Source organism: Streptomyces sp. ISL-99 (assembly GCF_018614005.1).
GTDB lineage: Bacteria > Actinomycetota > Actinomycetes > Streptomycetales > Streptomycetaceae > Streptomyces > Streptomyces flavidovirens.
Window position 1 is genome coordinate 91,231 of record NZ_JAGGPC010000019.1, and the last position, 25,977, is coordinate 117,207.

Consider the following 25,977-nt stretch of genomic DNA (forward strand, 5'->3'; position numbering starts at 1 on the left):
GGTCGGCCTACAGCTGCTTGACGCGGATGTCGCGGTACGAGATCACGTCGGTGGTCCCGTGGACCTGGAGGCCGATGTAACCGGAGGCGTACCGCCGGCCGTCCGTCCCCGGGTCGTCGCCGCGCGGCGGGTAGAAGTCCTGCCCACCGTTGTTGTCGAACTCGTTGATCAGGACACCGTTGCGGAAGACCGAGTAGTGCTGGCCCTCCACCCGGATCTCGTAGTCGTTCCAGGTGCCCTTGGGTGTGACGCCCGCCCCGCCCAGACCCACCCGGTCGAAGCCGTAGACGGAGCCGGTCTTGTACATGTCGCCGTCCGGGCGGTCCAGGATCTGCACCTCGTGCCCGTACTTGATGGCGACCCACTCCGGACGCGGCTCCTCCGGGTGGTCGTGGACCTGCGGGAAGCGCACGAAGACACCGGCGTTGGCGTTGCCCGTGCCCGGTGCGTCGTCGCGCCAGCGCAGCTTGAGGGAGAAGTCCTCGTAACGGCGCTCCGGGAACCACAGCATGCCCATGCCGGGCTTCGTGGTGCTGCTGGTCATCGAGCCGTCCGCGTTCAGGCCGAACGAACCACCGCCCACCTGCTGCCACTTGGCGAAGGAGGACTGCGTACCGTCGAACAGGTCACGGTATCCGGCCGTCTGGCCGGGCTTGCCGATGCCGGACTGCCTGGCGGCGCGATAGATCTTGCGGTGCTCCCGCTCGTCGATGACACCGTCGTACAGCAGCTTGTCGAGGACCTTGTCGACGTGCTTGAGGAAGAGGGCCTGGGAGGTCCACTCCCGCTCGTCCTCGATCAGCTCGTTGATCGTGCAGCGGTTGCGCGTGATGCGGTTGGGTACGCCGGTGTCGACCGTGCCGACGATCACCGTCAGCCGCTCGTCGTGCTCGGGGCAGTTCGGCGCGGGTACGCCGCCGCCCTCCGCGATCGTGAACGCCACCTGCTTGGCGACGGACGTGTTGCCCGCCTTGTCGGTCGCGCGGTGGTCGACCGTGTGCCGGCCCACGCGATCGACGATCACCGGCACGGTGTATGCCAGGTACGGGCCGCCGTCGAGCGAGTACTCGATTTTGTCGACGCCCGAGCCGCCCGCGTCCGTCGCGGCGAGCGTCACCTTGGCGCTGGTGATGTACGCGCCGTCGGCGTTCTTGTCACCGGTCACCGTCGCCGTGGTCTCCGGCGGCGTCTTGTCCTCGGTCGGCGGCGCGACGACCGTGAAGTCGACCGCCTTCTCGGCGGCGACGTTGCCCGCGCGGTCGGTGGCCCGGTAACGGACCTTGTGCGTGCCCGTCCCGTGGATCATGACCGGGCCCGTGTACGCCGTCCAGGCGCCGTCCGCCCCGAGTGCGTACTCGATGGTGTTGACCCCCGAGCCGGTGTCCGACGCGGTCACCGTGACCGTCGCCATGCCCAGGTACTGGCCCTCCGGATTCTTCTCGCCGCTCACCGTCGCCGAGGTCTCCGGCGGGGTCTTGTCGTCCGTCGGCGGCGCGACCACCGTGAAGTCGACGGCCTTCTCGGCGGCGGTGTTGCCCGCCTTGTCGGTGGCCCGGTAGCGGAGCTTGTGCGTACCGACCTGGTGGACCATGACGGGCGCGGTGTACGGCTGCCAGGCGCCGCCGGCCCCGATCGCGTACTCGATCCTGTCCACTCCGGAGCCCGCGTCGGTGGCCGCGACGGTCACCGAGGCGTGCCCGATGTACGCGCCGTCGGCGTTCTTCTCGCCCTCCACCTTCGCCGAGGTCTCCGGGGCGGTGGTGTCCTCGCCGCCTCCCTCGGTGACGGTGAGGATGCCCTGCATCGAGCCGTGGCCGGGGATGGTGCAGTGGTAGAAGTACCGGCCGGGCGTCAGGGTGACGGTGGCGGTGTGTTTGCCGCCCTGGTCGTCGCTCGGGTTGGCGAGGATGTTCAGCTGTACGTCGTTGTTGTACTCGGGGTCCGACACGTCGAACGTCAGCGTGTGCGGCATCCCGGTGGTGTTGCCGGTCGCCGCGCTGTTCTCGAAGACGATCGTCGTCTCGCCCGCCACCGCTGTCTTCGGGAAGGTCAGGTAGCGGTCGATCGGGTCGCCCGCCGTCCAGGTGAGGGTCTGGGCGGCGGCCGCGTCCGGGGCCGCCGCGTCGTCCTCACGCCCGTACGCCGCCGTCGACGTCAGTCCGAGGACCATCAGCAGGGCGGCTGCCAGCGCCGTCCACAGGTGAGGAGTTCTTCGTTTCAGCTGCACTGCCTACTCCGCCTTCCTGGCCAGATCACCGGCCGCCGGTGTCGGCTCGCCGCCCTTGTACGTCACGCGCCACAGCGCCGACTTGGCGTCCGAGGTGAAGAAACCGCGCCCGTAGTCCAGGACGTAGAGGGAGCCGTCCGGTGCGAACTTCCAGTCCATGAGGTTGCGGATGCCGTCCGCGCCCACCGGGATGATCTTCTTGAGCGACTCCGCGTGCGTGGGCAGCCCGCCGTTGCCGACGGTCTTGGGGTCGGTCAGCACCGCGTGGCGCGGCTGGTCGCCGTCGTAGAAGTCGCCGACGAACCACTTGCCGTCCCAGTACGAGGGCCACTTGTCCTTGCTGCCGGACGACGCGTCGTACCGGTAGACCGGGCCGTTCATGGTCGCCTGGCCGCCGCCCTTGAGCCACGGCAGCAGCAGCTTCTGCTCCTCCTGCTTGTAGCTGGGCACGCCGTTGGCGTCGCGCGGGTAGTCGACGCCGCCGCCCTGGGGCGAGTACCAGATGGTGTTGGGTGTGACGGGCGGCAGGTTCACCAGACCGTCGTTGTTCGGGGACTCGTTCTTCGGTGCGGCGCAGTCGTACCAGCCCAGCGGCTTGCTCGGGTCCGGCAGGTTGCGGTCGCGGTACGGCTGGTTGTTGCCCATGCAGTACGGCCAGCCGTGGTTGCCCGGCTTCGTGATCGCGGCGAAGGTGTCGTACTTCGCCGGGCCCCAGGTGGTGCTGGGCGCCCCCGCGTCCGGGCCGACCCATCCGGCGTACAGGATGTCGGTCTTCGGGTCGACCGCGATCCGGGCCGGATTGCGCACGCCCATCACGTAGATCTCACCGCGCGTCTTGCCGCCGCCCTCGTCCGGCTCCTTGCCGGTGAAGAGATTGCCCTCGGGCAGTGTGTACGTACCGTCGTCCTCGGGGTGGATCCGCAGGATCTTGCCGTTGAGGTTGTTGGTGTTGCCGGCGGTACGCCGGGCGTCCGCGAAGGACACGCCCTTGAAGTTCGGCTCCGGGTTGTTGCCCGAGTAACCGTCGCTGAAGCGGGACGAGTTGTTGTCGCCCGTCGCGATGTAAAGGTTCTGCTTGGAGTCCCAGGCCATGCCGCCGCCCGAGTGGCAGCAACTGTGGATCTGGACCGGCCACTTGAGCAGGACCTTCTCGGAGGCGAGGTCCAGCTTGTTGGTGGCGAGGTCGAGGGTGAAGCGGGAGACGCGGCGCTCGGCCATGTGCGTGTCGCGATTGATCTGCGAGTGGGGTGTGTAGTGCAGGTACACCCAGCCGTTGGTGAGGAAGTCGGGGTCGGTCTCGACGCCGAGCAGACCCTCCTCGTTCTTGACCAGCTCGTCGCCGCCGCCCTTGTTGCCGAAGACCGTGAGCGCGCCCGCGAGCGTCACCTTCCCGGTCTTCGGGTCATAGACGTGGATCTGACCCTGACCCTTGCCGATGTCCGGGTTGTTCCAGTCGGTGACGACCGGCGCGTTGTTGTCGCCGCCGCCCCGGCCGATGTAGATGACCCGCCCGTCCTTCGCGGTCACCAGACCGTGCGGCTCACCGATCTGGTCCGACTGGCCGGGCTGGTTGGGTGCGGTGAGGCGCTCGGCCTTGTAGTGGGCGTTGATGCCCGCCTTGCAGTCGGCGCGTGCGATGCGCGTCGTCCACTGGAGTGCGCCCCGCAGGTGGTCACGGAAGTCCGTCTCCTGGAAGGACTCGGCCGTACCGCCCATGCCGGTGTAGAAGGACCGGCCGCCGTCGTAGTCGCGGCACCAGGAGACCGGGTGGTCCCAGCCGTTGGCGCTCGCTCCCGGCTTGTACGTCGCTTCCCGTACCCGCGCCACCGTGTGGACGTCGCCGGACGGGTTCTTCGTCCAGTTCAGCCACTTGTCGGGGCGCTTCCACTGGAGCGGCAGGTTCTTTGTGGCCGGATGCTGCCGGTCGCCGACTTCGACGGTGGCGCGCTGTACGTTCGTCGGGCCGCCCGCGGCGGGCCGCGCGCCGATCAGGCCGCCGAACCAGTCGGAGTACGGTTCGTTGCGCGCCGCGTCGTGGATGCCGAGGAAGCCGCCGCCGGCCTCCATGTACGCCTCCAGGCCCGCCTCCTGCTCGGGGTCCAGGACGTCGCCGCCGCCGGTCAGGAACACCACGGCGTTGAACTTGCCGAGCTTGGCGGTGGTGAAGACGGCCGCGTCGTCCGTCGCCTCCACACGGAAGCGCTGAGCCGCCGGGCCGGCCTGGCCGATCTTCTCGATGGCCTCGATGCCGGCGTTGACCGTGGGTGATTCGTCGCCGCCGGCCGATCCGTGGAAGACCAGCACGCGGACATTCGCGCCGCCGGGCGGAGACGGCAGGGTGGGGAGCGACAACGTTGTCGTGGGCGGAGGTTCCGGGTAGGGCCTGGCGGAGGCCGACGTACCGCCGACCAGGCCGGATGCGACAACTCCGGCCGTCAGAGCGGCTGCCAGGCCGCGTCGGCGTCTTGACCGGCGATGTGGTGTGCGCTGCATGTGTTCACCCATCCCTCAGTGGTCACAGGAACAGCCGATGAAGCTAGACCTCTTTTCGCGACCCGCCAAGAGGTATGACCGGAATACCGCGAACTTTGTCCTTGGTGTGGATGAACTGGGCTCGTCCCGCTACGGTGTGCCCGTCAATCTCCGGGACTGCGGTGGGGAGTTGGGCCATGGACAGACGAAGCTTCAACCGGCGGTTGCTGGCGGGCGGAGCGGTCGCGGCGACCGGTGTGACATCGTTGTCGCTCGCGGAGTCCGCGACCTCCGCGGCGGCTGCCGAGGGCCCGCCGAAGACCGCGCCGGCCGGAGGCCAGGTGCACCGCCTGAAGATGTACGCCGAGAAACTGCCCGACGGGCAACTGGGCTACGGCTTCGAGAAGGGCAAGGCGTCGGTGCCGGGACCGCTCATCGAACTGGTCGAGGGCGACACCGTGCACATCGAGTTCGAGAACACGCTGGACGTACCCGCCAGCCTCCATGTGCACGGCGTCGACTACGACATAGCCAGCGACGGCACGAAGCTCAGCAAGAGTCATGTCGAGCCCGGCGGGACCCGGACGTACACCTGGCGCACGCATGTTCCGGGGCGGCGCAAGGACGGCACCTGGCGGGCCGGAAGCGCCGGTTACTGGCACTACCACGACCACGTCGTGGGCACGGACCACGGCACGGGCGGCATCCGCAAGGGGCTCTACGGCGGGGTGATCGTACGGCGCAAGGGCGACATCCTGCCGGACAAGACGTTCACCATCGTCTTCAACGACATGACCATCAACAACAAGCCGGGCCATCAGAGCCCCAACTTCGAGGCGACCGTGGGCGACCGGGTCGAGATCGTCATGATCACGCACGGCGAGTTCTACCACACGTTCCACATCCACGGTCACCGGTGGGCGGACAACCGGACCGGTCTGCTGACAGGCCCTGACGACCCCAGTCGCGTCGTCGACAACAAGATCACCGGGCCGGCCGACTCGTTCGGGTTCCAGATCATCGCGGGTGAACACGTCGGGGCGGGGGCATGGATGTACCACTGCCATGTCCAGAGCCACTCCGACATGGGGATGGCCGGGCTCTTCCTGGTCGCCAAACCGGACGGCACGATTCCCGGCTACGAGCCGCACCATCCGCACGAGCACGCGTCGCATTGACGGGACGTTGATCGGACATTGATCGGATGTTGATCCTTCCGGGGAAGGGTGTGGCCCATGCCGATCAATATCACCACCGAACCGGAACTCTCCTGGCAGGAGACCGCACTGTGCGCCCAGGCCGGGCCCGAGTTCTTCTTCCCGGCCCCAGGCAGCTCCACCCGCGAGGCCAAGCAGCTGTGCGGCGCCTGCGAAGGGCGGGTGGCCTGCCTGGAGTACGCGCTCGCGAACGACGAGCGGTTCGGCGTCTGGGGCGGGCTCTCCGAGAAGGAGAGACTGCGCCTCAGGCGCGGAACGCGCTGACGCACTGCCCGCAGGCCCCCTGGCACGGCGGCTCCGAGCCGTCCATGCTGAGGTCCGCACCGTCCGCGAACGGCCTCCCAGGGGAGACGCGTTGAGCAGCAGGCAGGCAGAGGCAGCGTACGACTACGTCATTGTGGGAGCGGGTTCGGCGGGCTGTGTGCTCGCCGCCCGGCTCTCCGAAGACCCCGCGGTCCGCGTCGCGCTCGTCGAGTCGGGCGGTAAGGACCGCAAGGCCGAGATACGGATCCCCGCCGCTTTCCCCAAGCTCTTCAAGTCTCCGTACGACTGGGACTTCAGCACCACCAAGCAGACCGAACTGGGTGGCCGCGAACTGTACTGGCCGCGCGGCCATGTGCTGGGCGGCTGTTCCTCGATCAACGCGATGATGTGGGTACGCGGCCACCGCGACGACTACGACGCCTGGGGCGAGGCCGCGGGGCCCGAGTGGTCGTACGACGCGATCGTGCCCTACTTCCGGCGGGCCGAGCGGTGGACCGGCGGCACGGGCGAAATCTCCGTGTACGGGACACGGGGGCCGCTGGTCGTATCGCCGCCGCGTGATCCGAACCTGACCACGGCCGCCTTCCTGGACGCCTGCCGGGGGGCGGGGCTGGAGGAACTTCCCGAGCTGAACGTTCCCGATCCCAGCGGCTTTTCCCTGACCCCGGTCAATCAGCGTGCGGGCCGGCGCTGGAGCACCGCCGACGGTTACCTCAAGCCGGCCGCGCGGCGCCGGAACCTGGATGTCGTCACGGACGCCCGGGTGCGGAGGCTGGTTTTCGACGGCACGCGCGTCACCGGGGTGGTGGCGGACGGCGGAGCCGTGCTGCGCGCCCGTCGGGAGGTGATCCTCAGCGCGGGCGCCGTCGGCTCCCCGCACCTGCTGATGCTCTCGGGCATCGGAGACCCGGACCACCTGCGCGAGATCGGTATCGAGCCGCGGACGGCTTCGTCCGACGTCGGCCGCCACCTGCAGGACCACCTGTCCACGGCGGTGGCGATGCGCTGCCCGCTCCCGGTCACGCTGACCGGCGCGGACACCCTCGCGAACGTGGGCCGCTTCCTGCTGTCCGGGCGCGGGCCCCTCACCTCGAACGTCGGAGAGGCTGTCGCCTTTGTCCGCAGCACGCCGGAACTGGCCGCGCCCGACATCGAGTTGATCTACGCCCCGGTGCCGTTCGTCGAGCACGGCCTCACACCACCGGCCGAGCACGGCCTCACCATCGGCGTGATCCTGCTCCAGCCCGCCAGCGAGGGGCGCATCACCCTCACGGACGACCAGGCGACTTCCGCGCCCCGCATCGACCCCGGCTACCTGACGCACGAGTCGGACCTGCGGCGCCTGACGGCGGGTGTGCGCCAGGCCGAAGCCCTGTTCGCGGACAGCGCGTTCGCGCCGTACACCGCGGGGCCGATGGCGCCGTACCCGGGGATCGTCGACGACGAGGCCCTGGCCCAGGCGATCCGCGCTTCCTCCGAAACGCTCTACCACCCCGTGGGCACGTGCCGCATGGGCACCGACGACGCCTCGGTGACCGATCCGAGGCTGCGGGTCAGGGGAGTGGACGGCCTGCGGGTCGTGGATGCCTCCGTGATGCCCCGGATCACGCGGGGCCATACGCAGGCTCCCACGGTGGCCATCGCCGAGAAGGCGGCGGAACTGATCCGCGAGGACGCGCGGGCGTAGCGCCCGTGACCCGGCCGCCGTCACCGGCGTACTGGCTGCGCCGCCACCCGGTACAGGACGTATCTGACGCGGCCTGTGCCGTGGTGACGGCGTACAGCGGACAGCGGGAGCGGGGACCAGCCGGGTCAGGAGGCGGCGCGGGCGGCCATCCGGGCCTTGCGCGCGGCCAGCTTCTCGTCGAACTTGCTCGCCTCGGCGTCCAGCCCGTTCATGTACAGGCCGAGCTCCTCCTGTGCCTTGAGACCCTCCGGGCCGAGCCCGTCGATCTCCAGGACCTTCAGGTAGCGCAGGACGGGCTGGAGCACGTCGTCGTGGTGGATGCGCATGTTGTAGATCTCGCCGATCGCCATCTGGGCGGCGGCCCGCTCGAAGCCCGGCATGCCGTGTCCGGGCATCCGGAAGTTGACGACGACGTCGCGCACCGACTGCATGGTCAGGTCGGGAGCGATCTCGAAGGCCGCGCCCAGCAGGTTGCGGTAGAAGACCATGTGCAGGTTCTCGTCGGTCGCGATGCGCGCCAGCATGCGGTCGCAGACGGGGTCGCCCGACTGGTGACCGGTGTTGCGGTGCGAGACGCGCGTCGCGAGCTCCTGGAAGGCGACGTACGCGACCGAGTGCAGCATCGAGTGGCGGTTGTCGGACTCGAAGCCCTCCGACATGTGCTGCATACGGAACGCTTCGAGCTTGTCCGGGTCGACGGCACGCGACGTGAGCAGGTAGTCACGCATCACGATGCCGTGCCGGCCCTCCTCGGCCGTCCAGCGGTGCACCCAGGTGCCCCAGGCGCCGTCGCGGCCGAAGAGGGAGGCGATCTCGTGGTGGTAGCTGGGGAGGTTGTCCTCGGTCAGCAGGTTCACGACGAGGGCGATCTTGCCGATGTCGGTGACCTTCGACTGCTCAGGCTCCCAGGCCTGACCGTCGTCGAAGATGCCCGGGAAGTTCCGGCCGTCGGAGAACGGCACGTACTCGTGCGGCATCCAGTCCTTGGCGACCTTGAGATGGCGGTTGAGTTCCTTCTCCACCACCTCTTCCAGCGCGTACAGCAGTCGGGCGTCGGTCCACGCGTCCGAACTGCCGAGTTGGGGAGAGGCGATCGTCACTGGTGCTCCTGGGGGACGGGGGCGAGGGCAGAAATACCTACGGCTTCGTAGGTTACGTGACCGTAGGTTAAGGGGGTCGTAAGAGCTGAGCCAAGTCCCCCTTTGTAATGTCCCGTTACGTTCAGTTATGCCCACAGGTCACGCGGCTATACCGAGAGCCATGTCACGCGGATTTCAATATTCCGGCCCCCCCCGGATAGCCCGGATAGCCCCTATATCCCCGATATCAGCTCAAGCCGGCCACCTCTCCCTCCTCTCGTCCCAGTTCCAGCCGCCGGGTGATCCCGATCGACTCCAGGAACGGCTCGTCGTGGCTCGCCACGATCAGCGCGCCCTCGTACGACTCCAGCGCCTGCACCAGCCGGCGCACACTCGCCATGTCCAGGTTGTTCGTCGGCTCGTCAAGCAGCAGCAACTGCGGCGCGGGCTCGGCCAGCAGCAGCGCCGCCAGCGTCGCCCGGAACCGCTCGCCGCCCGACAGCGTCCCGGCCGGCTGATCCGCCCGCGCCCCCTTGAACAGAAAGCGCGCCAGCCGCGCCCTGATGGCGTTGTTGGTCGCCGAAGGCGCGAACCTCGCCACGTTCTCGGCCACCGTCAGCCCGTCGTCCAGTACGTCCAGCCGCTGAGGCAGGAAGCGCAGCGGCACGTGCGCGACCGCCTCGCCCGAGACCGGATCGAGCTCCCCGGTGATCGTGCGCAGCAGCGTCGTCTTGCCCGCCCCGTTGCGCCCGGTCAGTGCGATGCGCTCGGGCCCGCGCACCTCGAACTCCCCGGTGATCCCGGCTCCGTACCGCAGTCCGAGGTCACGCAGCGTCAGCACTCTGCGCCCCGGATGCACGGTCGTGTGCGGCAGTACGACGTTGATCTCGTCGTCGTCGCGCACCGCGTCCACGGCCCCGCTCAGCCGCTCCTTCGCCTCCGCCAGCTTCTCGGCGTGCATGATGCGGTGCTTGCCCGCCGACTCCTGCGCGGCGCGCTTGCGTGCGTTCATGACGATCTTCGGCTCGCGCTTGCTGTCGAACATCTTCTGCCCGTACCGCTTCCGGCGGGCCAGCTTCACCTGCGCCTCGGCCAGTTCCTTCTTCTGCCGGTGTACGTCGGCCTCCGCGACCCGCACCATGCGTTCGGCCGCCTCCTGCTCGACGGCCAGCGCCGCCTCGTACGCCGAGAAGTTCCCGCCGTACCAGCGGACTTCACCCTCCCGCAGCTCGGCGATCTGGCCGACGCGCTCCAGGAGTCCGCGGTCGTGGCTGACCACGATCATCACGCCGGACCAGGCCTCGACCGCGGCGTAGAGACGCTCGCGCGCGTGGCGGTCCAGGTTGTTCGTCGGCTCGTCGAGGAGCAGCACGCCGGGGCGGCGCAGCAGCAGCGCGGCGAGCCGCAGCAGCACCGACTCACCGCCCGAGACCTCGCCGATCGTCCGGTCGAGGCCGATCCGGTGGAGCCCGAGCTGGTCGAGGGTGGCGCGGGCGCGCTCCTCGACGTCCCAGTCGTCGCCGACGGCGGTGAAGTTCTCCTCCGTCGCCTCGCCCGCCTCGATGGCGTGCAGGGCGGCGCGCGTCCGGGCGATGCCCAGGGCCTCGTCCACGCGCAGCGTCGTGTCGAGGACCAGGTCCTGCGGGAGGTAGCCGACCTCGCCGGTTACCTGGATCTTTCCGCCGGTGGGGGTGAGTTCCCCGGCGGCCAGCCGCAACAGGGTTGACTTCCCCGATCCGTTGAGGCCGATGAGTCCGGTTCTGCCGGGACCGACGGCCAGCTGGAATCCGTCGAAGACGGGCGTTCCGTCGGGCCAGCCGAAGGAGAGCGCGGAGCAGGTGAGATGGGTGGGGAAGGTGGACAAGGTGGCCTCCCGGTTGCTGGGAACGAGCAGGGCAACGGGTGGAGACACCGGGGGCGTGGGCGACGTACGGCCGGAGAGGTGTGACAGTCCTTCGCCGGGACAGCAAGCAGGGCCGCGAAAAGGCCCCGGTCCGGGGAAGGACGGCTCAAGTGCCGAGGTCGCACGCGGAGCGCACAGACAGAAGCTGTGCGACACGGTGTCTCAGGACCTCAGACGAGCAACGTCCACTCCGATCGACGACAACAGGGCCACGACAAAAGTACGTCGCGGCCCCATGGGATGCCAACCGATTATTTTCCGGGTTATTTTCCGGTCGACGCCCGGTCCCTCACAGCGCGTCGCGCAGCAGTTCGGCCAGGTCGTGGTCCACGTCGAGGTGCAGATGCTCGCCGCCGGCGGGGACGAGCGCGTGCGTGCGCTTGAGGAAGCGGCGCAGATCGGCGGTGCGGATGTGGACCATCGCGGTGCCCTCCGCGGCATGGAATTCCAGTACGGTCCGCCCGTACCCGTACGGCCGCACCTGTACGTCGCCCAGGCCGGCCCGCGATTCCATGCCCGTCTCCAGCAGTTCGCGGGCGAACGCCCAGGACACCTCGACGCCCTCCAGGGTGGCGGAGGGCGGGAAGGCCATGCGTACGGCGAACGGGTCGGCGCGGTTGTACCGCAGGGTCGCGGAGACCGTTTCGGTCCGGGGTGCGGACGAGACCAGACGGGCCTGCACGGCTTGTTCAATCACGGGAGACAAGGCCTGCTCCCTCTCACGGTTCGGTTGATGCGTCCTGTCACAGGGACAGACGTAAGAACACGGGAATCCGTGCATGCGAGGGCGATGTGACCTGCGTCACCGCGCTGGACGGCCTGGACGGCGTCGTGGCCGTGGGCTAGCTTCCAGCGCCATGAGGGGCATGGGGAAGACGAGACGAACGGTGTCGCTGGGGCTGTGCGGGGCGGCGCTGGCCGCCGCCTTGGCCGCACCGGCGCAGGCGCACGTACAGAACGGGCCCGGCTGGCAGCTGAAGGACACTGGCAAGGACGTACGGTTCCGGGGCCTGGCGGCGGTCAGCAGGACGACCGCGTGGGTGGCGGGCTCCAGGGGCACGGTGCTGCGTACGGCCGACGGAGGGCGCGGCTGGCTCGATGTGTCGCCGCCCGGCGCGGGCGAGTTGGAGTTCCGCGACATCGAGGCCTTCGACGGGCGGCGCGCGGTGGTGCTGGCGATCGGTGAGGGCGAGGCGTCGCGGATCTTCCGTACGGAGGACGGCGGCGCGACCTGGACCGAGAGCTTCCGCAACGCCGACCCGAAGGCGTTCTACGACTGCGTGACCTTCTTCGACAGCCGCAACGGTCTGGGGATGAGCGACCCGGTCGACGGCAAGTACCGCATCCTGTCCACCGGCGACGGCGGCAGGTCCTGGAAGGTCCTGCCGGACGCGGGCATGCCCGCCGCCCACACCGGCGAGGCGGGGTTCGCGGCGAGCGGGCAGTGCCTGGTCAGCGCCGGCCCGCGGGACGTCTGGCTCGCCACGGGCGGCGGCGCCACGGGCCGGGTTCTGCACTCCGCCGACCGGGGCCTGACCTGGACCGCCACTGACACCACCATCCCGGCTGGCGATCCGGCACGCGGCGTCTTCGGCCTCGCGTTCCGCGACCGCGACCGCGGCATCGCGGTCGGCGGCGACTACCGCACAGGCCAGGCATCGCCGAAGGCGGCGGCGCTGACCGGCGACGGCGGCAGCACCTGGCAGCAGGCGAAGACCCCGCCGCCGGCGTACCGCTCGGGCGTGACGTGGCTGCCGCACACCAAGTCCGGCGCGCTGGCGGTCGGCCCCACGGGGACGGACCTCACGCTCGACGGCGGCCGCCACTGGCGGACGATCGACACCGGCTCGTACGACACGGTCGACTGCGCACGGGACTTCGGCTGCTGGGCGTCGGGCGAAAAGGGCCGAGTGGCCCGCCTGGAACCCTGACGGGGCCGCCGCCGCCCCGCCGACCCCAGCTCGGGAGGCCCTGCGGGGTTTCAACGCCGGACGGGCCGAAGTTGCGCAGGATCAAGCCCGTCCGGCGTTTGAGGACCGGGGCCCGGGGCGGAGCCCCGGTTCGGGAAGGGGCGGGGAGGGGAACAGCCCCGCAGGGCCCCCCGCCGCCCACGCCCGCGCCGCCCGTGCCTACGCCCGCGCCCGCGCCGCTACGCCGTCGGCAACTGCTGCCGGTACGGGGCGAGTTCCGGCGCCGTCTTCGTCGCCACGAACTCCGTGATCCGGTACGCGCAGACCCCCGCCACCGTGAACGGATCCGCCGCCGCGATCTCCTCGATCCGCGCCCGGTCGTCCGCGACGGCCAGAATCACCCCGCCGTCACGCGGCTGCTTCCGCCCCGAGGCGATGAAAACCCCCGCCTCGTACTGCGCGTCCAGCCACGCCACATGCGCTTCCATCAGCTCGTCGACGCGCTCGACAGGTGCGGTGTAGGTCAACTCCATTACGAACATGATCGCCAGGCTACCCCGTACCCTTCTGACCACTATGAACAGCCTGCGTTCCCCCGCCGACGAAGCCGAAGCCCGAGCGATCCAGGACGAACTGCGCACCCGCGTAGTGCTCGACGAGCCGGGCCCGCCCCCCGGCACCGGGCTGGTCACGGGCGTGGACGTGGCGTACGACGACGAGCGTGACGTCGTCGCCGCGGCGGCCGTCGTCCTCGACGCCGCGACGCTCACCGTCGTGGAGGAAGCCACGGCGGTCGGCCGGGTCGCCTTCCCGTACGTCCCCGGACTGCTCGCGTTCCGGGAGCTCCCGACCGTGCTCGCGGCCCTCGAATCCCTGTCGGCGGACCCGGGCCTCGTCGTCTGCGACGGATACGGGCAGGCCCACCCGCGCCGCTTCGGCCTGGCCAGTCACCTCGGCGTCGTGACGGGCCTCGCGACCATCGGCGTGGCCAAGAACCCCTTCACCTTCACGTACGAGCAGCCGGGCCCGCGCCGCGGCGCCGAGTCCCCCCTCCTCGCCGAGGCCGACGAGGAAGTGGGCCGAGCGCTGCGCACCCAGGACGGCGTGAAGCCGGTGTTCGTCTCCGTCGGCCACCGCGTGAGCCTGGACAACGCCTGCGCGCACACCCTGCGCCTGGCACCCGACTTCCGGCTCCCGGAGTCCACGCGCGCGGCGGACACTTTGTGCCGCCGGGCCCTGCGCGAGGCGATTGGTGCCGGTTTCGGAACAACCACGTAACTGAGTAAACAACCACGTAACTGAGTACCTGTACGGATGTTTGGATCGCCACAATCGGACAGAGTGATCGCATGACGATGTATTCGCACCCCGAGCACCCCACGCACCCCAGCCCGCCGAGGTCGGCCGAGTCCGTGACGCTCCACCGGGCGGGCCGCCGTACGAACACGGTCATTCTGGTCGGCGGCCTGGCCGCGCTGGGCTGGACCGGCGGGATGATCTACACCATCGCGGGCTGGTTCACCGGCGGCTGACCCGCGGGCCTCGCGCACCGCCGCGTACGCGTCACTCCCGCACGGCCGCGACTCGGAACTTCAGCCCGGCCGCCACCAGCCGCTCCAGCAGCGCGTCCCCCATCGCCACCGCCGTCGTCACCTGCCCCGACGTCGCGGGCAGCTCGTCGAAGGCCAGGCACAGCACCGACTCGGCCAGCATCTTCGCCGTCTCGTCGTAGCCGGGGTCGCCGCCCGACACCTCGGTGAACACCCGCCGCCCGCCGCCCTCGCCGACGAAGCGCACCGTGAACCAGCTCCGCCCCCTGCGCTCCTCGTCCGGCCCCGAACCGGCCGCGTACCGGCCCATGAGCCACGCCCGCGCCGCCGGGACCTGGGCCAGCGCGAACACGGCTCCCACCGCCGCCACTCCGCCGGCCGCCACCGGCAGCCACTTCACCGCCGCGTAATGCCGGTAGCGGAAGTCCGGGCCGTACCGCTCCAGCGCCGCCGCCGAACGGGCCACCACCTGCGGATCGATGGTCGGAAGCGGCAGCGCCCACGCCCCCGTCTCGCGGCTGCGCCGCGGCGCGCCGATCGGGGCCCGCGCCCGCCGTCCCACGAGCCTGGGCTCGGACAGCCGCCGCTCCTTGGCGGCCCGCAGCGTCTGCCGCCCGCGCCCGAAGGCGGTGAGCGCGGAGGCGAAGGTGCCGCCCGAGAACATGGCGTTGGAGCGGACGAATCCGTCGACGCGCAGGGGTATGCCCTCGGGCAGCTGCTTGACCGTGAAGTACACGCCGAGGTCGTGCGGTACGGAGTCGAAGCCGCACGCGTGCACGATCCGTGCCCCGGTCTCCCGCGCCCGCGCGTCGTACGCCAGGTACATCCGGTCGGCGAACTCCGGCTCGCCCGACAGGTCCGCGTAGTCCGTGCCGGCCTCGGCGCAGGCGGCGACGAGCCCCTCGCCGTACCGGATGTAGGGGCCGACGGTCGTCGCCACCACGCGTGTACGGGCGGCGAGTTCGCGCAGCGAGGCCGGGTCGGCCGCGTCGGCGTGCAGGACGGGAAGGGTCGCGCAGGCCGGGTTGACCGCGACGAGCCGCTCGCGCAGTTTCTCCAGCTTTGCGGGGGTGCGTCCGGCAATCGCCCAGCGGCAGTCGGCCGGTGCGTGCGCGGCGAGGTACTGCGCGGTCAGCTCCCCGGCGAAGCCCGTCGCCCCGAAGAGCACGATGTCGTACGGGCGCTCCGCGCCGCCTCTGCGTGGAACCGTCTCGGTCATGGGGGCAGAGGGTAGCGGTGATCCCCGGTAAAAAGAACTAAGCGCTTGCTCGCCCAAAGGGCTTGTGCAGAGTGGAACACGTTCTTAGCATCATTGATGTTACATCAGTTGTGTCACAGTGCTGGGGGCTTGATGGCAGCGGCAGGGAACGGCCCGCTCTCCGGAGTGCGTGTGGTGGAACTGGCGGGAATCGGCCCCGGCCCCTTCGCCGCCATGCTCCTCGCCGACCTCGGCGCCGACGTGGTCCGCGTCGACCGCCCCGGTGGCGCGGGCCTGGGCATCGATCCGGCGTACGACCTCACCAACCGCAACAAACGCTCGGTGATCGTCGACCTCAAGTCGGCGGACGGCCCTGCCCAGGTCCTCGACCTCGTCGAGCGCGCGGACGTGCTCATCGAGGGCTACCGGCCCGGTGTCGCCGAGCGCCTCGGCGTCGGCCCCGACGCGTGCCTGGCCCGGAACCCGCGGCTCGTGTACGGGCGGATGACGGGCTGGGGCCAGGAGGGGCCGCTCGCGCAGCGCGCCGGACACGACATCGCCTACATCGCCCTGACCGGCACCCTCGGCATGTTCGGCAGGCCGGACGAGCCGCCCACCGTCCCCGCGAACCTCGTCGGCGACTACGCGGGCGGCTCGCTCTACCTCGTCATCGGCGTCCTCGCCGCGCTCCAGCACGCCCGCACCGAAGGCGGCACGGGCCAGGTCGTCGACGCCGCGATCGTGGACGGCGCGGCCCACCTCGCCACGATGATCCACGGCATGCTGGCGGCCGGCGGCTGGCAGGACAGGCGCGGGTCGAACCTGCTCGACGGCGGCTGCCCCTTCTACGGCACCTACGAGACGTCCGACGGTCAGTACATGGCGGTGGGCGCCCTGGAGCCGCAGTTCTACGCCGAGTTCACCGGCCTCCTCGGAATCGGGGAATCCGAAGCGGATGCCCGCGCCGACATGGCCCGCTGGGGCGAGCTGCGCGAGGTGATCGCCGCCCGCTTCCGGACGAGGACCCGCGCCGAGTGGACCGCCGTCTTCGAGGGCTCGGACGCCTGCGTCGCCCCCGTCCTCTCCCTGCGCGAGGCCCCCTCCCACCCGCACCTCGCCGCCCGCTCCACCTTCATCACCCACGACGGACTGACCCAGCCCGCGCCCGCACCGCGCTTCTCGGCCACACCGGGGGCCGTGCACAGCCCACCCGCCCGGCCCGGCGCGGACACCGCCGAAGTGGCCCGCGACTGGGACGTACCGAGCATCGAGAAGGCCGGCCGCAGGAGGCAGAGTTGAAGCGTCAGATCTTCACCGCGGAGCACGAAGCGTTCCGGGAGACCGTGCGCACCTTCCTGGCGAAGGAAGTGACGCCGTACTACGAGCAGTGGGAGAAGGACGGCATCGTCAGCCGGGAGGCGTGGCTGGCGGCAGGCAGGCAGGGGCTGCTCGGCCTCGCCGTACCGGAGGAGTACGGGGGCGGCGGGAACGACGACTTCCGCTACAGCGCCGTACTGGCCGAGGAATTCACCAGGGCGGGCGCCGCCGGGCTCGCGCTCGGCCTGCACAACGACATCATCGGCCCCTACCTCACCGGGCTCGCCACCGACGAGCAGAAGCGGCGCTGGCTGCCGGGCTTCTGCACGGGCGAGACGATCACCGCCATCGCGATGACGGAGCCGGGCGCGGGCTCCGACCTCCAGGGCATCCGTACGACGGCCGAGGACCGGGGCGACCACTGGCTGCTCAACGGCTCGAAGACGTTCATCTCCAACGGCATCCTCGCCGACCTGGTGATCGTCGTCGCCAGGACGTCGCCCGAGGGCGGCGCCAAGGGGCTGTCCCTGCTCGTCGTGGAGCGCGGCGCGGAAGGCTTCGAGCGCGGACGCAATCTCGACAAGATCGGCCAGAAGTCGCAGGACACCGCCGAGCTGTTCTTCAACGACGTACGCGTCCCCAAGGAGAACCTGCTCGGCGAGCGGGGCGGCGCCTTCATCCACCTGATGACCAACCTCGCTCAGGAGCGCATGGGCATCGCGGTCGCCGGGATCGCCGCCGCCGAGTACCTGCTGGAGATCACCACGCAGTACGTCAAGGAGCGCGAGGCGTTCGGACGGCCGCTGTCCAAGCTCCAGCACATCCGCTTCGAGATCGCGGAGATGGCGACCGAATGCGCGGTCACCCGTACGTTCCTCGACCGCTGCATCGTCGATCACTCGAACGGGGAACTCGACGCGGTCCACGCGTCGATGGCCAAGTGGTGGGCCACCGAACTCCAGAAGCGCGTCGCCGACCGCTGCCTGCAACTGCACGGGGGATACGGCTACATGAGCGAGTACCGCGTCGCCAAGGCATTCACCGACGGCCGTATCCAGACGATCTACGGCGGCACGACCGAGATCATGAAGGAGATCATCGGCCGCTCGCTCCTCGCCTGAGCACGTCTCGCCCGACCTCTCGCCCGACTTCTGTCACGTAACCCCCGAAAGGCTGCTGTCTTGAGCACCGAAGCGTTTGTGTACGACGCGATCCGCACCCCGCGCGGGCGCGGCAAGGCCAATGGCGCCCTGCACGGCACCAAGCCGATCGACCTCGTCGTCGGCCTCATCCACGAGATCCGCCGCCGCTTCCCCGACCTCGACCCGGCGGCCGTCGACGACATCGTCCTCGGCGTCGTCAGCCCGCTCGGCGACCAGGGCTCGGACATCGCGCGCACCGCTGCCGTAGCCGCCGGACTGCCGGACACCGTGGCGGGCGTACAGGAGAACCGCTTCTGCGCGTCGGGTCTCGAAGCCGTCAACATGGCGGCGGCGAAGGTCCGTTCCGGCTGGGAGGACCTGGTGCTCGCGGGCGGCGTCGAGTCGATGTCGCGCGTCCCGATGGGCTCCGACGGCGGTGCCTGGGCCATGGACCCGATGACAAGCTGGGACACCGGCTTCGCGCCCCAGGGCATCGGCGCCGACCTCATCGCCACCATCGAGGGCTTCACGCGCCACGACGTCGACTCGTACGCCGCCCTGTCGCAGGAGCGGGCAGCCGAGGCGTGGAAGGACGGCCGCTTCGCGCGCTCCGTCGTACCCGTCCTGGACCGCAACGGCCTGACCGTCCTCGACCACGACGAGCACATGCGTCCGGGGACCACCGCGGACTCCCTCGCCGCGCTCAAGCCGTCGTTCGAGATGATCGGGGAGCACGGCGGCTTCGACGCCGTGGCGCTCCAGAAGTACCACTGGGTCGAGAAGATCGACCACGTTCACCACGCGGGCAACTCCTCCGGCATCGTGGACGGCGCGGCCCTCGTCGCCATCGGCTCGCAGGCGGTCGGAGAGCGCTACGGACTCACGCCCCGCGCCCGTATCGTCTCGGCCGCCGTCTCCGGCTCCGAGCCGACGATCATGCTGACAGGGCCCGCGCCCGCCACCCGCAAGGCTCTCGCCAAGGCCGGCCTGACCATCGACGACATCGACCTGGTCGAGATCAACGAGGCCTTCGCGGGTGTCGTACTGCGCTTCGTCAAGGACATGGGCCTCTCGCTCGACAAGGTCAACGTCAACGGCGGTGCCATCGCCATGGGCCACCCGCTGGGCGCCACCGGCGCGATGATCCTCGGCACGCTCATCGACGAGCTGGAGCGCCGCGACCAGCGGTACGGCCTGGCCACGCTGTGCGTCGGCGGCGGCATGGGCATCGCCACCGTCATCGAGCGTCTCTGACCGTCCCGTCCCACCCCCTTACGGAGAAGAAAACCCATGAGCGAGAGCACCACCATCCGCTGGGAACAGGACGAGACCGGTGTCGTCACCCTCGTCCTCGACGACCCCAACCAGTCCGCCAACACCATGAACCAGGCGTTCAAGGACTCCATCGCGGCTATCGCCGACCGCGCGGAGGCCGAGAAGGACTCCATCCGCGGCATCATCTTCACCTCCGCCAAGAAGACCTTCTTCGCGGGCGGCGACCTCAAGGACATGATCAAGGTCGGTCCGGAGAACGCCCAGCAGGCCTTCGACACCGGTACGGCGATCAAGAAATCCCTGCGCCGCATCGAGACCCTCGGCAAGCCCGTCGTCGCCGCGATCAACGGAGCGGCCCTCGGCGGCGGTTACGAGATCGCCCTCGCCTGCCACCACCGCGTCGCCCTCGACGCGCCCGGCTCCAAGATCGGCCTGCCCGAGGTCACGCTCGGTCTCCTGCCGGCGGGCGGCGGAGTCACCCGCACCGTACGCCTCATGGGCATCGCGGACGCGCTCCTCAAGGTCCTGCTCCAGGGCACCCAGTACAACCCGCGGCGGGCCCTGGAGAACGGCCTGATCCACGAACTCGCCACCACGCCCGAGGAGATGCTCGCCAAGGCGCGCGCCTTCATCGACGCCCACCCGGAATCGCACCAGCCCTGGGACGTCAAGGGCTACAAGATCCCCGGCGGCACACCGTCCAACCCGCGCTTCGCCGCGAACCTCCCCGCCTTCCCGGCCAACCTCAAGAAGCAGACGGCCGGCGCCCCCTACCCCGCCCCCCGCAACATCCTCGCGGCGGCCGTCGAGGGCGCGCAGGTCGACTTCGAGACCGCGCAGACCATCGAGGCGCGGTACTTCACCGAGCTGGTCACCGGGCAGATCGCCAAGAACATGATCCAGGCGTTCTTCTTCGACCTCCAGGCCGTCAACTCCGGCGCCAACCGCCCCAAGGGCATCGAGCCCCGCCCCGTCCGCAAGGTCGCCGTCCTCGGCGCCGGGATGATGGGCGCGGGCATCGCGTACTCCTGCGCCCGCGCCGGCCTCGACGTCGTCCTCAAGGACGTGACGGCCGAAGCCGCCGCCAAGGGCAAGGCGTACTCCGAGAAGCTCCTCGCCAAGGCGCTCTCGCGCGGCCGTACGACCGAGGCCGAGCGGGACGAACTCCTCGCCCGCATCACCCCGACCGCCGACCCGTCCGACCTCGCGGGCTGCGACGCCGTGATCGAGGCCGTCTTCGAGGACACGTCGCTCAAGCACAAGGTGTTCCAGGAGATCCAGGACATCGTCGAGCCGGACGCGCTGCTCTGCTCCAACACCTCCACCCTCCCCATCACCGGCCTGGCGGAAGGCGTCTCCCGCCCCGCCGACTTCATCGGGCTGCACTTCTTCTCGCCGGTCGACAAGATGCCGCTCGTCGAGATCATCAAGGGGGAGCGGACGGGCGACGAGGCACTGGCCCGCGCGTTCGACCTCGTACGCCGGATCAAGAAGACGCCGATCGTCGTGAACGACTCGCGCGGCTTCTTCACCTCGCGCGTCATCGGCCAGTTCATCAACGAGGGCGTGGCGATGGTCGGCGAGGGCATCGAGCCCGCGTCCATCGAGCAGGCGGCGGCCCAGGCCGGCTACCCGGCGAAGGTCCTGTCTCTGATGGACGAACTGACCCTCACCCTCCCGCGCAAGATCCGCAACGAGACGAAGCGGGCGGTCGAGGCGGCCGGCGGCACCTGGCCGGGGCACCCGTCGGACGCGGTCATCGACCGCATGGTCGACGAGTTCGGGCGTACGGGCCGAAGCGGCGGGGCGGGCTTCTACGAGTACGACGAGGACGGCAGGCGCACGCGTCTGTGGCCGGGCCTGCGTGAGCACTTCACGAAGCCGGGCACCGAGATCCCCTTCGCCGACATGAAGGAGCGGATGCTCTTCTCCGAGGCGCTGGACACGGTCCGCTGCTTCGAGGAGGGCGTCCTCACGTCGGTCGCCGACGCCAACATCGGCTCCATCATGGGCATCGGCTTCCCGGCCTGGACGGGCGGCGCGCTCCAGTACATCAACGGCTACGAGGGCGGCCTGCCCGGCTTCGTGACCCGGGCGCGCGAGCTGGCGGCGACGTACGGCGAGCGCTTCACACCGCCGGCGCTGCTGGTGGAGAAGGCGGAGCGGGGCGAGACGTTCAGCGACGCGTAACCCTGCCGCCGGCCCCGGTCCTCAAACGCCGGACGGGCTGGAAAATCCAGCCCGTCCGGCGTTTGAGGACACGCCCGTAGGGCGTCCGGGGGGTCTGGGGGCTTGCCCCCAGTTCGGGAAGGGGCGGGGTGGGGAAAGCCCCGCACCCCGCACCGCCACCCGCACCCGCACCCGCACCGCCAAGCCGCCCCACTCAACCCGCCGTGAACGCCGCCCGCAACTCCTCCTTCAGCGACCGCTGAAACGCCGTCACCAGTGCCTGCACCACCATCGGCTGCATGTGCGCCGACAGCGACTTCATCGCCTTCACATGCTCAGGGTCCGACTCGCGCTCCCGGTACGGCCCCCACACCTCGTCCTTGAAGAGGTTCGTCAGCGCGTGCGCGGCCGACCGGGTGTGCTCCAGCAGGATCGTGCGGGCCGCGAGGATCGTCTCGTGGGCTATGGGGACGCCGAGAAGCTGTACGCCGAGGGCCAGCAGCCCCGGGTCGACGCGGAAGGTGTCGGGGGAGTCCGCGCGCTCCAGGACGTTCATCGCGGCGAGCCGGTCGATGTCCTCCTCCGACAGGGGCCGGCCCGCGCGGCGGTCGAGCTCCGCCCGGGTCGCGTCCTCCGCCGAGTCGGGCGCCCAGGTCGCCACCAGCGCGCGGTGGATCGCCAGATCGTGTGCGCTCAGGTCGGGCGGCAACTGCTCCAGGTAGCGCTCGATCGCGGCGAGCGTCATGCCGTGGTGTTGGAGCTCCTCGATGAGCGCGAGCCGGGACAGGTGGGCGGGACCGTACCGGCCCACCCGGCGCGGGCCGATCACCGGCGGCGGGAGCAGACCGCGCGTGCTGTAGAAGCGGACCGTACGCACCGTGACCCCGGCCCGTGCGGCCAGCTCGTCTACCGTGAGCGTCGGCTCCTCGGTGTCCGTCGTCATGACTGCGCCTCGCTTCCCGTCCCACTGCTGCGAACCAACCGCCGTACTGCCATACGGTGCAACAGTATTGCTGTCTCACCATTGTTGTGAAAGCGTCCGGCCGTCCCATGGCGACAGCCGCCCAGCCGCCTAACCGTCCTTCCGGCCGAGCCGGGCCTCCAGGCCGTCGAGGACTCGCTGGAGCCCGTAGTCGAAGTTGGCCTCGCGGAGCTGCTGCGGGTCCTTGCCGCGCTGGGCGACGTGCCCCTCCCGCAGTCGCGGATGGTCCCGCACGGCCTGCTCGGCGGACGGCCGCAGGCTCTCCATCAACTCCCGTTCGTCCTTGCCGCTGCGGGCGATCAGCGAAAGGTACGCGGCCTCGCTGGTCGCCATCCCGATGACGTACGCGATGAGCGTGCTCATGGCCTGATCGGTCTCTTCCGGCGGGAAGCCCGCCGCTTCGAAGACGGCGAGCATGCGATCGGGCATCCGCATCACGTTCGGCCCGAGATGCACGAGGCCGACCTGTCCGAGCACTGAGGCGACCCAAGGGTGCCGCAGCGCCATCGACCGCAGGCTGTACGCACTCCCGCCGACGGCGGCCCGCCAGCCCTGCGGACCGTCGGCGTCCGGCACCTCCAACTCGCCGTAGACCTCGTCCACCACCAGCTCGATCAGCTCGTCCTTGTTGGCGACATGCCGGTAGAGCGAGGTGGCCCCGGCGCCGAGGCGGGTGCCCAGACGCCGCATGCTCAGGGCCTCGATGGAGGGGGAAGAGCATGAAGAACGACCTGAGCTGGGATGTGAAGGGCGACTGGAAGGCCAAGGGCGGCTGGGGGGTCAGGGACTCCGGTGGCCGTCGGCTGGACCTTGACCGCTGGCAGGCGCGGCTCGACGAGCTGTGCGCCGCCCATCACGTCCCGGCCGCGTCCCTGGCCGTGCTCGCCGACGGGAACATCCACGCGCCGGCCAGTGGTGTGCTGCACCGGGGGACCGGTGTCGAGGCGACGACCGACTCGGTGTTCCAGCTCGGCTCGATCGCCAAGATCTACACCGCCACGCTCGTGATGCAGCTGGCCGAATCCGGCGACCTCGACCTGGACGCGCCGGTAGTCGACGTACTGCCGGAGTTCGCCACCGCCGACGCCGAAGCCACCAAGACCATCACGACCCGGCAACTGCTCAGCCACACCAGCGGTCTGACCTGCGACTTCACCCTCGGCACCGGCCGCGGTGACGACTGTCTGGCCCGTTACGTCGAAGCCGCCAAGGGGGTGGCGCTGGACTGCCCGCCCGGAACCGCGGTCTCCTACAGCAGCGTCGGGTACAACGTCCTCGGCCGCATCATCGAGGTGCTGACCGGCCAGACCTGGGACGAGGCACTCAAGGACCGCCTCCTCACCCCGCTCGGGCTCACGGAAACGGTGACGCTGCCCGAAGAGGTTCTGCGGTTCCGGGCGGCGATGGGACACCTCGGGGAGCCGGGACAGGACCCGGACCCGGCACCGGCGTGGGACCTCATGCCGCGCTCGGCAGGTCCGTACGGCAGAGTCTGCGCCACCGCCACTGACGTGCTCCGGCTGGCCCGGATGCACCTGGACGGCGGTACGGCGCCGGACGGGACCCGCGTGCTGGCGGCCGAGACCGTCGGGGCGATGCAGCGGCGCGAGGTCGACGTCCCCGACAAGTGGACCGTCAGCGCCGACGGCTGGGGCCTCGGCTGGACGCTGTACGACTGGTTCGGTACGCCGGGGTTCGGCCACGACGGCGCGTCGATCGGCCAGTACGGCTACCTGCGTGTGGTGCCGGAAGCAGGTGTGGCCGTCGCCCTGCTCACCAACGGCGGCGGCGCGCGTCAGCTCTACGCCGCGCTGCTCAGGGAACTGCTCGACGAACTGGCCGGAGTGAGGATGCCGGACGCCTTCGCGCCGACTGCTCAGCCGCCCGCGGTCGACATCGCACCACTCACCGGCACGGACACGCGCGAAGGCGTCGTCATCACCGTCAGCGAGCGCGACGGAACACCGCACCTGGTGTACGAGTTCGTCGACGGGATGAAGGACTTCTCCCCGCCGCTGGAGATGGACCTGGTCCCGGTGTCGGAGACGGTGTTCGCCGCCTCGGGCGCGGGCCCGTCCTTCAGCGAGGACTGGATGCCCGTGGTGTTCTCCACCCTCCCCGACGGCAACGGCTGCGTGTACGTCGGCATGCGGGCCGCGCCGAAGACGGTCGTGGCGGAAAAAAATTGGCCGGGTTCCCGACGAACTTGGCGACTGCCTCCACCACGTCGTCCGCCGTCGTAGCCACCACGACGTAGTCGGGTGTGGCGATCCAGCGCTGATTGAACCCCCGGCGCAGAGCGTCATAGCGCGCGTCGCCCGGGCTCACTTCGATCGGATTCGCAGCCACGGCATCCCCCAAAAAGCAGATCTCAGATCGGACTCCCAGATGGTCACTCCAAGTTACCAGCCACATTGCTCAGAGTTACGATCTCGTTCGGGTGAATGGGGCGCGGCGGCTTCAGGCGGCGTGGTGGGCCAACGGCGCGTGTGGATCCGGGGCAGCCGGCTGCGGTGCGTGGTCCACGTGGACCGTCGCCCCCGCCAGTCGGTCCACCGCGTGCAACAGCGCGTGCTCCGCCGCCACCGCCACCGCGTGTCCCTGGACCACCGTCAGGCAGGGGTCGACCACCACGGACGTCTCGGCGCGCAGGGTGTGGCCCACCCACCGCATGCGGACGGCGCCCACCGCCTGTACGCCCTCGACATGGGAGAGCGCATGCTCGGCCTCGTCCACCAGCGCCGGGTCGACCGCGTCCATCAGCCGGTGCCAGACCTCCCGCGCCGCGCCGCGCAGCACCCATACGATCGCGGCCGTGATCAGCAGCCCGATCAGGGGGTCGGCATAATGCCGGCCGAGCGCCGAGCCGCCCGCGCCCAGGAGTACGGCGAGCGAGGTGAAGCCGTCGGTTCGGGCGTGGAGCCCGTCGGCGACCAGCGCGGCGGAGCCGATCCTCCTGCCGGTACGGATACGGGCCCGCGCCACCCACTCGTTCCCCGCGAAGCCGATCAGGCCCGCCGCGGCGACGGCCGGCAAATGGCTGACCTCCTGCGGATCGAGCAGGCGCCGTACGGCCTCGTACCCGGCGAACACCGCTGAGGCCGCGATCACCAGCACCACGAACACGCCCGCCAGATCCTCGGCCCGCCCGAAGCCGTAGGTGTAGCGGCGGGTCGCCGCCCGCCGTGCCAGCAGGAAGGCGACGGCGAGGGGCAGTGCGGTCAGGGCGTCGGTGGCGTTGTGGACGGTGTCGCCGAGCAGCGCCACCGAACCGGACAGCGCGGCCACCACGGCCTGGGCGACAGTGGTCGCCGCCAGGACGGCGAAGGAGAACCAGAGGGTCCGCAGCCCCGCCGCCGACCCTTCCAGCGCGGAGTCGATCCGGTCGTGGGAGTGGTGATGATGATGCCCGCGTCCGTGACCATCCCCGTGCCCGTGCCCGTGCCCGTGCCCGTGTCCGTGACCCGTCATGACCACCACCGTGGCACACCAACTCCCTTGCGGCCACTGCCGAAAAACCGCCCATGACCAGGTGCGAACCGCTTGCGATTACGCCGCACGCCCCCGCACCCGCCCCGCACCCTC

21 protein-coding genes are annotated in these 25,977 nt (G+C 70.2%); 11 read left to right on the top strand and 10 right to left on the bottom strand.

The genetic code is table 11. The features are described from left to right. Positions 1 to 7 precede the first annotated feature (7 nt). Positions 8 to 2,170 carry an OmpL47-type beta-barrel domain-containing protein gene (locus tag J7E91_RS11515; RefSeq protein ID WP_214901730.1) on the bottom strand — a complete coding sequence of 721 codons (2,163 nt, stop codon included), beginning with the start codon at positions 2,168 to 2,170 and terminating at the stop codon, positions 8 to 10. 60 nt (positions 2,171 to 2,230) lie between these two features. Continuing rightward, positions 2,231 to 4,720 carry a ThuA domain-containing protein gene (locus J7E91_RS11520; RefSeq protein WP_214901598.1) on the bottom strand — a complete coding sequence of 830 codons (2,490 nt, stop codon included), beginning with the start codon at positions 4,718 to 4,720 and terminating at the stop codon, positions 2,231 to 2,233. A gap of 176 nt (positions 4,721 to 4,896) precedes the next feature. Here J7E91_RS11520 and J7E91_RS11525 point away from each other — a divergent pair, with 176 nt between their 5' ends. The 3 genes from J7E91_RS11525 to J7E91_RS11535 all read left to right on the top strand — a co-directional run bounded on the left by J7E91_RS11525 (position 4,897) and on the right by J7E91_RS11535 (position 7,867). Next, positions 4,897 to 5,877: a multicopper oxidase domain-containing protein gene (locus tag J7E91_RS11525; protein WP_214901605.1), complete on the top strand. Its 981-nt coding sequence runs from the start codon at positions 4,897 to 4,899 to the stop codon at positions 5,875 to 5,877. A 57-nt stretch (positions 5,878 to 5,934) separates the two neighbouring features. Next, a complete protein-coding gene (locus J7E91_RS11530) occupies positions 5,935 to 6,180 on the top strand; it encodes a WhiB family transcriptional regulator (RefSeq protein WP_214901607.1) in 246 nt (81 codons plus the stop codon). A 91-nt stretch (positions 6,181 to 6,271) separates the two neighbouring features. Continuing rightward, the gene (locus tag J7E91_RS11535) at positions 6,272 to 7,867 is read left to right on the top strand and encodes a GMC family oxidoreductase (protein WP_214901609.1); all 1,596 of its coding nucleotides are present in this window, start codon (positions 6,272 to 6,274) and stop codon (positions 7,865 to 7,867) included. 125 nt (positions 7,868 to 7,992) lie between these two features. Here J7E91_RS11535 and J7E91_RS11540 read toward each other — a convergent pair whose 3' ends face one another. The 3 genes from J7E91_RS11540 to J7E91_RS11550 form a co-directional block, all read right to left on the bottom strand. Further along, a complete protein-coding gene (locus tag J7E91_RS11540; protein ID WP_214901611.1) occupies positions 7,993 to 8,967 on the bottom strand; it encodes an acyl-ACP desaturase in 975 nt (324 codons plus the stop codon). A gap of 226 nt (positions 8,968 to 9,193) precedes the next feature. Further along, positions 9,194 to 10,810, bottom strand: coding sequence for an ABC-F family ATP-binding cassette domain-containing protein (locus J7E91_RS11545; protein WP_214901613.1), 1,617 nt, complete (start codon positions 10,808 to 10,810; stop codon positions 9,194 to 9,196). A gap of 328 nt (positions 10,811 to 11,138) precedes the next feature. Further along, complete coding sequence (locus tag J7E91_RS11550; protein ID WP_214901614.1) at positions 11,139 to 11,555, bottom strand: SsgA family sporulation/cell division regulator; 417 nt, start codon at positions 11,553 to 11,555, stop codon at positions 11,139 to 11,141. A gap of 151 nt (positions 11,556 to 11,706) precedes the next feature. Between J7E91_RS11550 and J7E91_RS11555 the strand changes: the two genes are divergently transcribed. Then, entirely contained in the window at positions 11,707 to 12,780 is a 1,074-nt protein-coding gene (locus J7E91_RS11555) for an oxidoreductase (RefSeq protein WP_214901616.1), read from the top strand. Between the two features lie 218 nt (positions 12,781 to 12,998). On the opposite strand, the gene J7E91_RS11560 is transcribed toward J7E91_RS11555, so the two are convergent. Next, positions 12,999 to 13,301: a YciI family protein gene (locus J7E91_RS11560; protein ID WP_214901618.1), complete on the bottom strand. Its 303-nt coding sequence runs from the start codon at positions 13,299 to 13,301 to the stop codon at positions 12,999 to 13,001. A gap of 34 nt (positions 13,302 to 13,335) precedes the next feature. Between J7E91_RS11560 and J7E91_RS11565 the strand changes: the two genes are divergently transcribed. Both J7E91_RS11565 and mmpA read left to right on the top strand, forming a co-directional pair. Then, complete coding sequence (locus tag J7E91_RS11565; protein ID WP_214901620.1) at positions 13,336 to 14,037, top strand: endonuclease V; 702 nt, start codon at positions 13,336 to 13,338, stop codon at positions 14,035 to 14,037. A 71-nt stretch (positions 14,038 to 14,108) separates the two neighbouring features. Then, positions 14,109 to 14,291 carry a morphogenic membrane protein MmpA gene (mmpA, locus tag J7E91_RS11570; protein ID WP_214901622.1) on the top strand — a complete coding sequence of 61 codons (183 nt, stop codon included), beginning with the start codon at positions 14,109 to 14,111 and terminating at the stop codon, positions 14,289 to 14,291. 31 nt (positions 14,292 to 14,322) lie between these two features. Here mmpA and J7E91_RS11575 read toward each other — a convergent pair whose 3' ends face one another. Further along, positions 14,323 to 15,528 (bottom strand): trans-acting enoyl reductase family protein, encoded by a 1,206-nt coding sequence (locus J7E91_RS11575; protein ID WP_214901623.1) that lies wholly within the window; start codon positions 15,526 to 15,528, stop codon positions 14,323 to 14,325. A 132-nt stretch (positions 15,529 to 15,660) separates the two neighbouring features. On the opposite strand from J7E91_RS11575, the gene J7E91_RS11580 reads away from it, so the two are divergent. The 4 genes from J7E91_RS11580 to J7E91_RS11595 are packed head-to-tail and all read left to right on the top strand — an operon-like array spanning position 15,661 to position 21,431. After that, on the top strand, positions 15,661 to 16,806 hold the full coding sequence (locus J7E91_RS11580; RefSeq protein ID WP_251015521.1) for a CaiB/BaiF CoA-transferase family protein: 1,146 nt from the start codon (positions 15,661 to 15,663) through the stop codon (positions 16,804 to 16,806). After that, entirely contained in the window at positions 16,803 to 17,945 is a 1,143-nt protein-coding gene (locus J7E91_RS11585; RefSeq protein WP_214901625.1) for an acyl-CoA dehydrogenase family protein, read from the top strand. The genes J7E91_RS11580 and J7E91_RS11585 overlap by 4 nt, the downstream gene beginning before the upstream one ends. Before the next feature lie 60 nt (positions 17,946 to 18,005). Beyond that, the gene (locus J7E91_RS11590) at positions 18,006 to 19,220 is read left to right on the top strand and encodes an acetyl-CoA C-acetyltransferase (RefSeq protein WP_214901627.1); all 1,215 of its coding nucleotides are present in this window, start codon (positions 18,006 to 18,008) and stop codon (positions 19,218 to 19,220) included. Between the two features lie 36 nt (positions 19,221 to 19,256). Next, entirely contained in the window at positions 19,257 to 21,431 is a 2,175-nt protein-coding gene (locus J7E91_RS11595) for a 3-hydroxyacyl-CoA dehydrogenase NAD-binding domain-containing protein (RefSeq protein ID WP_214901629.1), read from the top strand. Positions 21,432 to 21,624: 193 nt separating this feature from the next. On the opposite strand, the gene J7E91_RS11600 is transcribed toward J7E91_RS11595, so the two are convergent. After that, positions 21,625 to 22,353: a MerR family transcriptional regulator gene (locus J7E91_RS11600; RefSeq protein WP_214901637.1), complete on the bottom strand. Its 729-nt coding sequence runs from the start codon at positions 22,351 to 22,353 to the stop codon at positions 21,625 to 21,627. Positions 22,354 to 22,482: 129 nt separating this feature from the next. Next, positions 22,483 to 23,082: a TetR/AcrR family transcriptional regulator C-terminal domain-containing protein gene (locus tag J7E91_RS11605; RefSeq protein ID WP_214901639.1), complete on the bottom strand. Its 600-nt coding sequence runs from the start codon at positions 23,080 to 23,082 to the stop codon at positions 22,483 to 22,485. Positions 23,083 to 23,111: 29 nt separating this feature from the next. Here J7E91_RS11605 and J7E91_RS11610 point away from each other — a divergent pair, with 29 nt between their 5' ends. Next, entirely contained in the window at positions 23,112 to 24,635 is a 1,524-nt protein-coding gene (locus tag J7E91_RS11610) for a serine hydrolase (RefSeq protein WP_214901641.1), read from the top strand. A gap of 217 nt (positions 24,636 to 24,852) precedes the next feature. On the opposite strand, the gene J7E91_RS11615 is transcribed toward J7E91_RS11610, so the two are convergent. Further along, positions 24,853 to 25,863: a cation diffusion facilitator family transporter gene (locus tag J7E91_RS11615; protein WP_214901643.1), complete on the bottom strand. Its 1,011-nt coding sequence runs from the start codon at positions 25,861 to 25,863 to the stop codon at positions 24,853 to 24,855. Positions 25,864 to 25,977 lie beyond the last annotated feature (114 nt).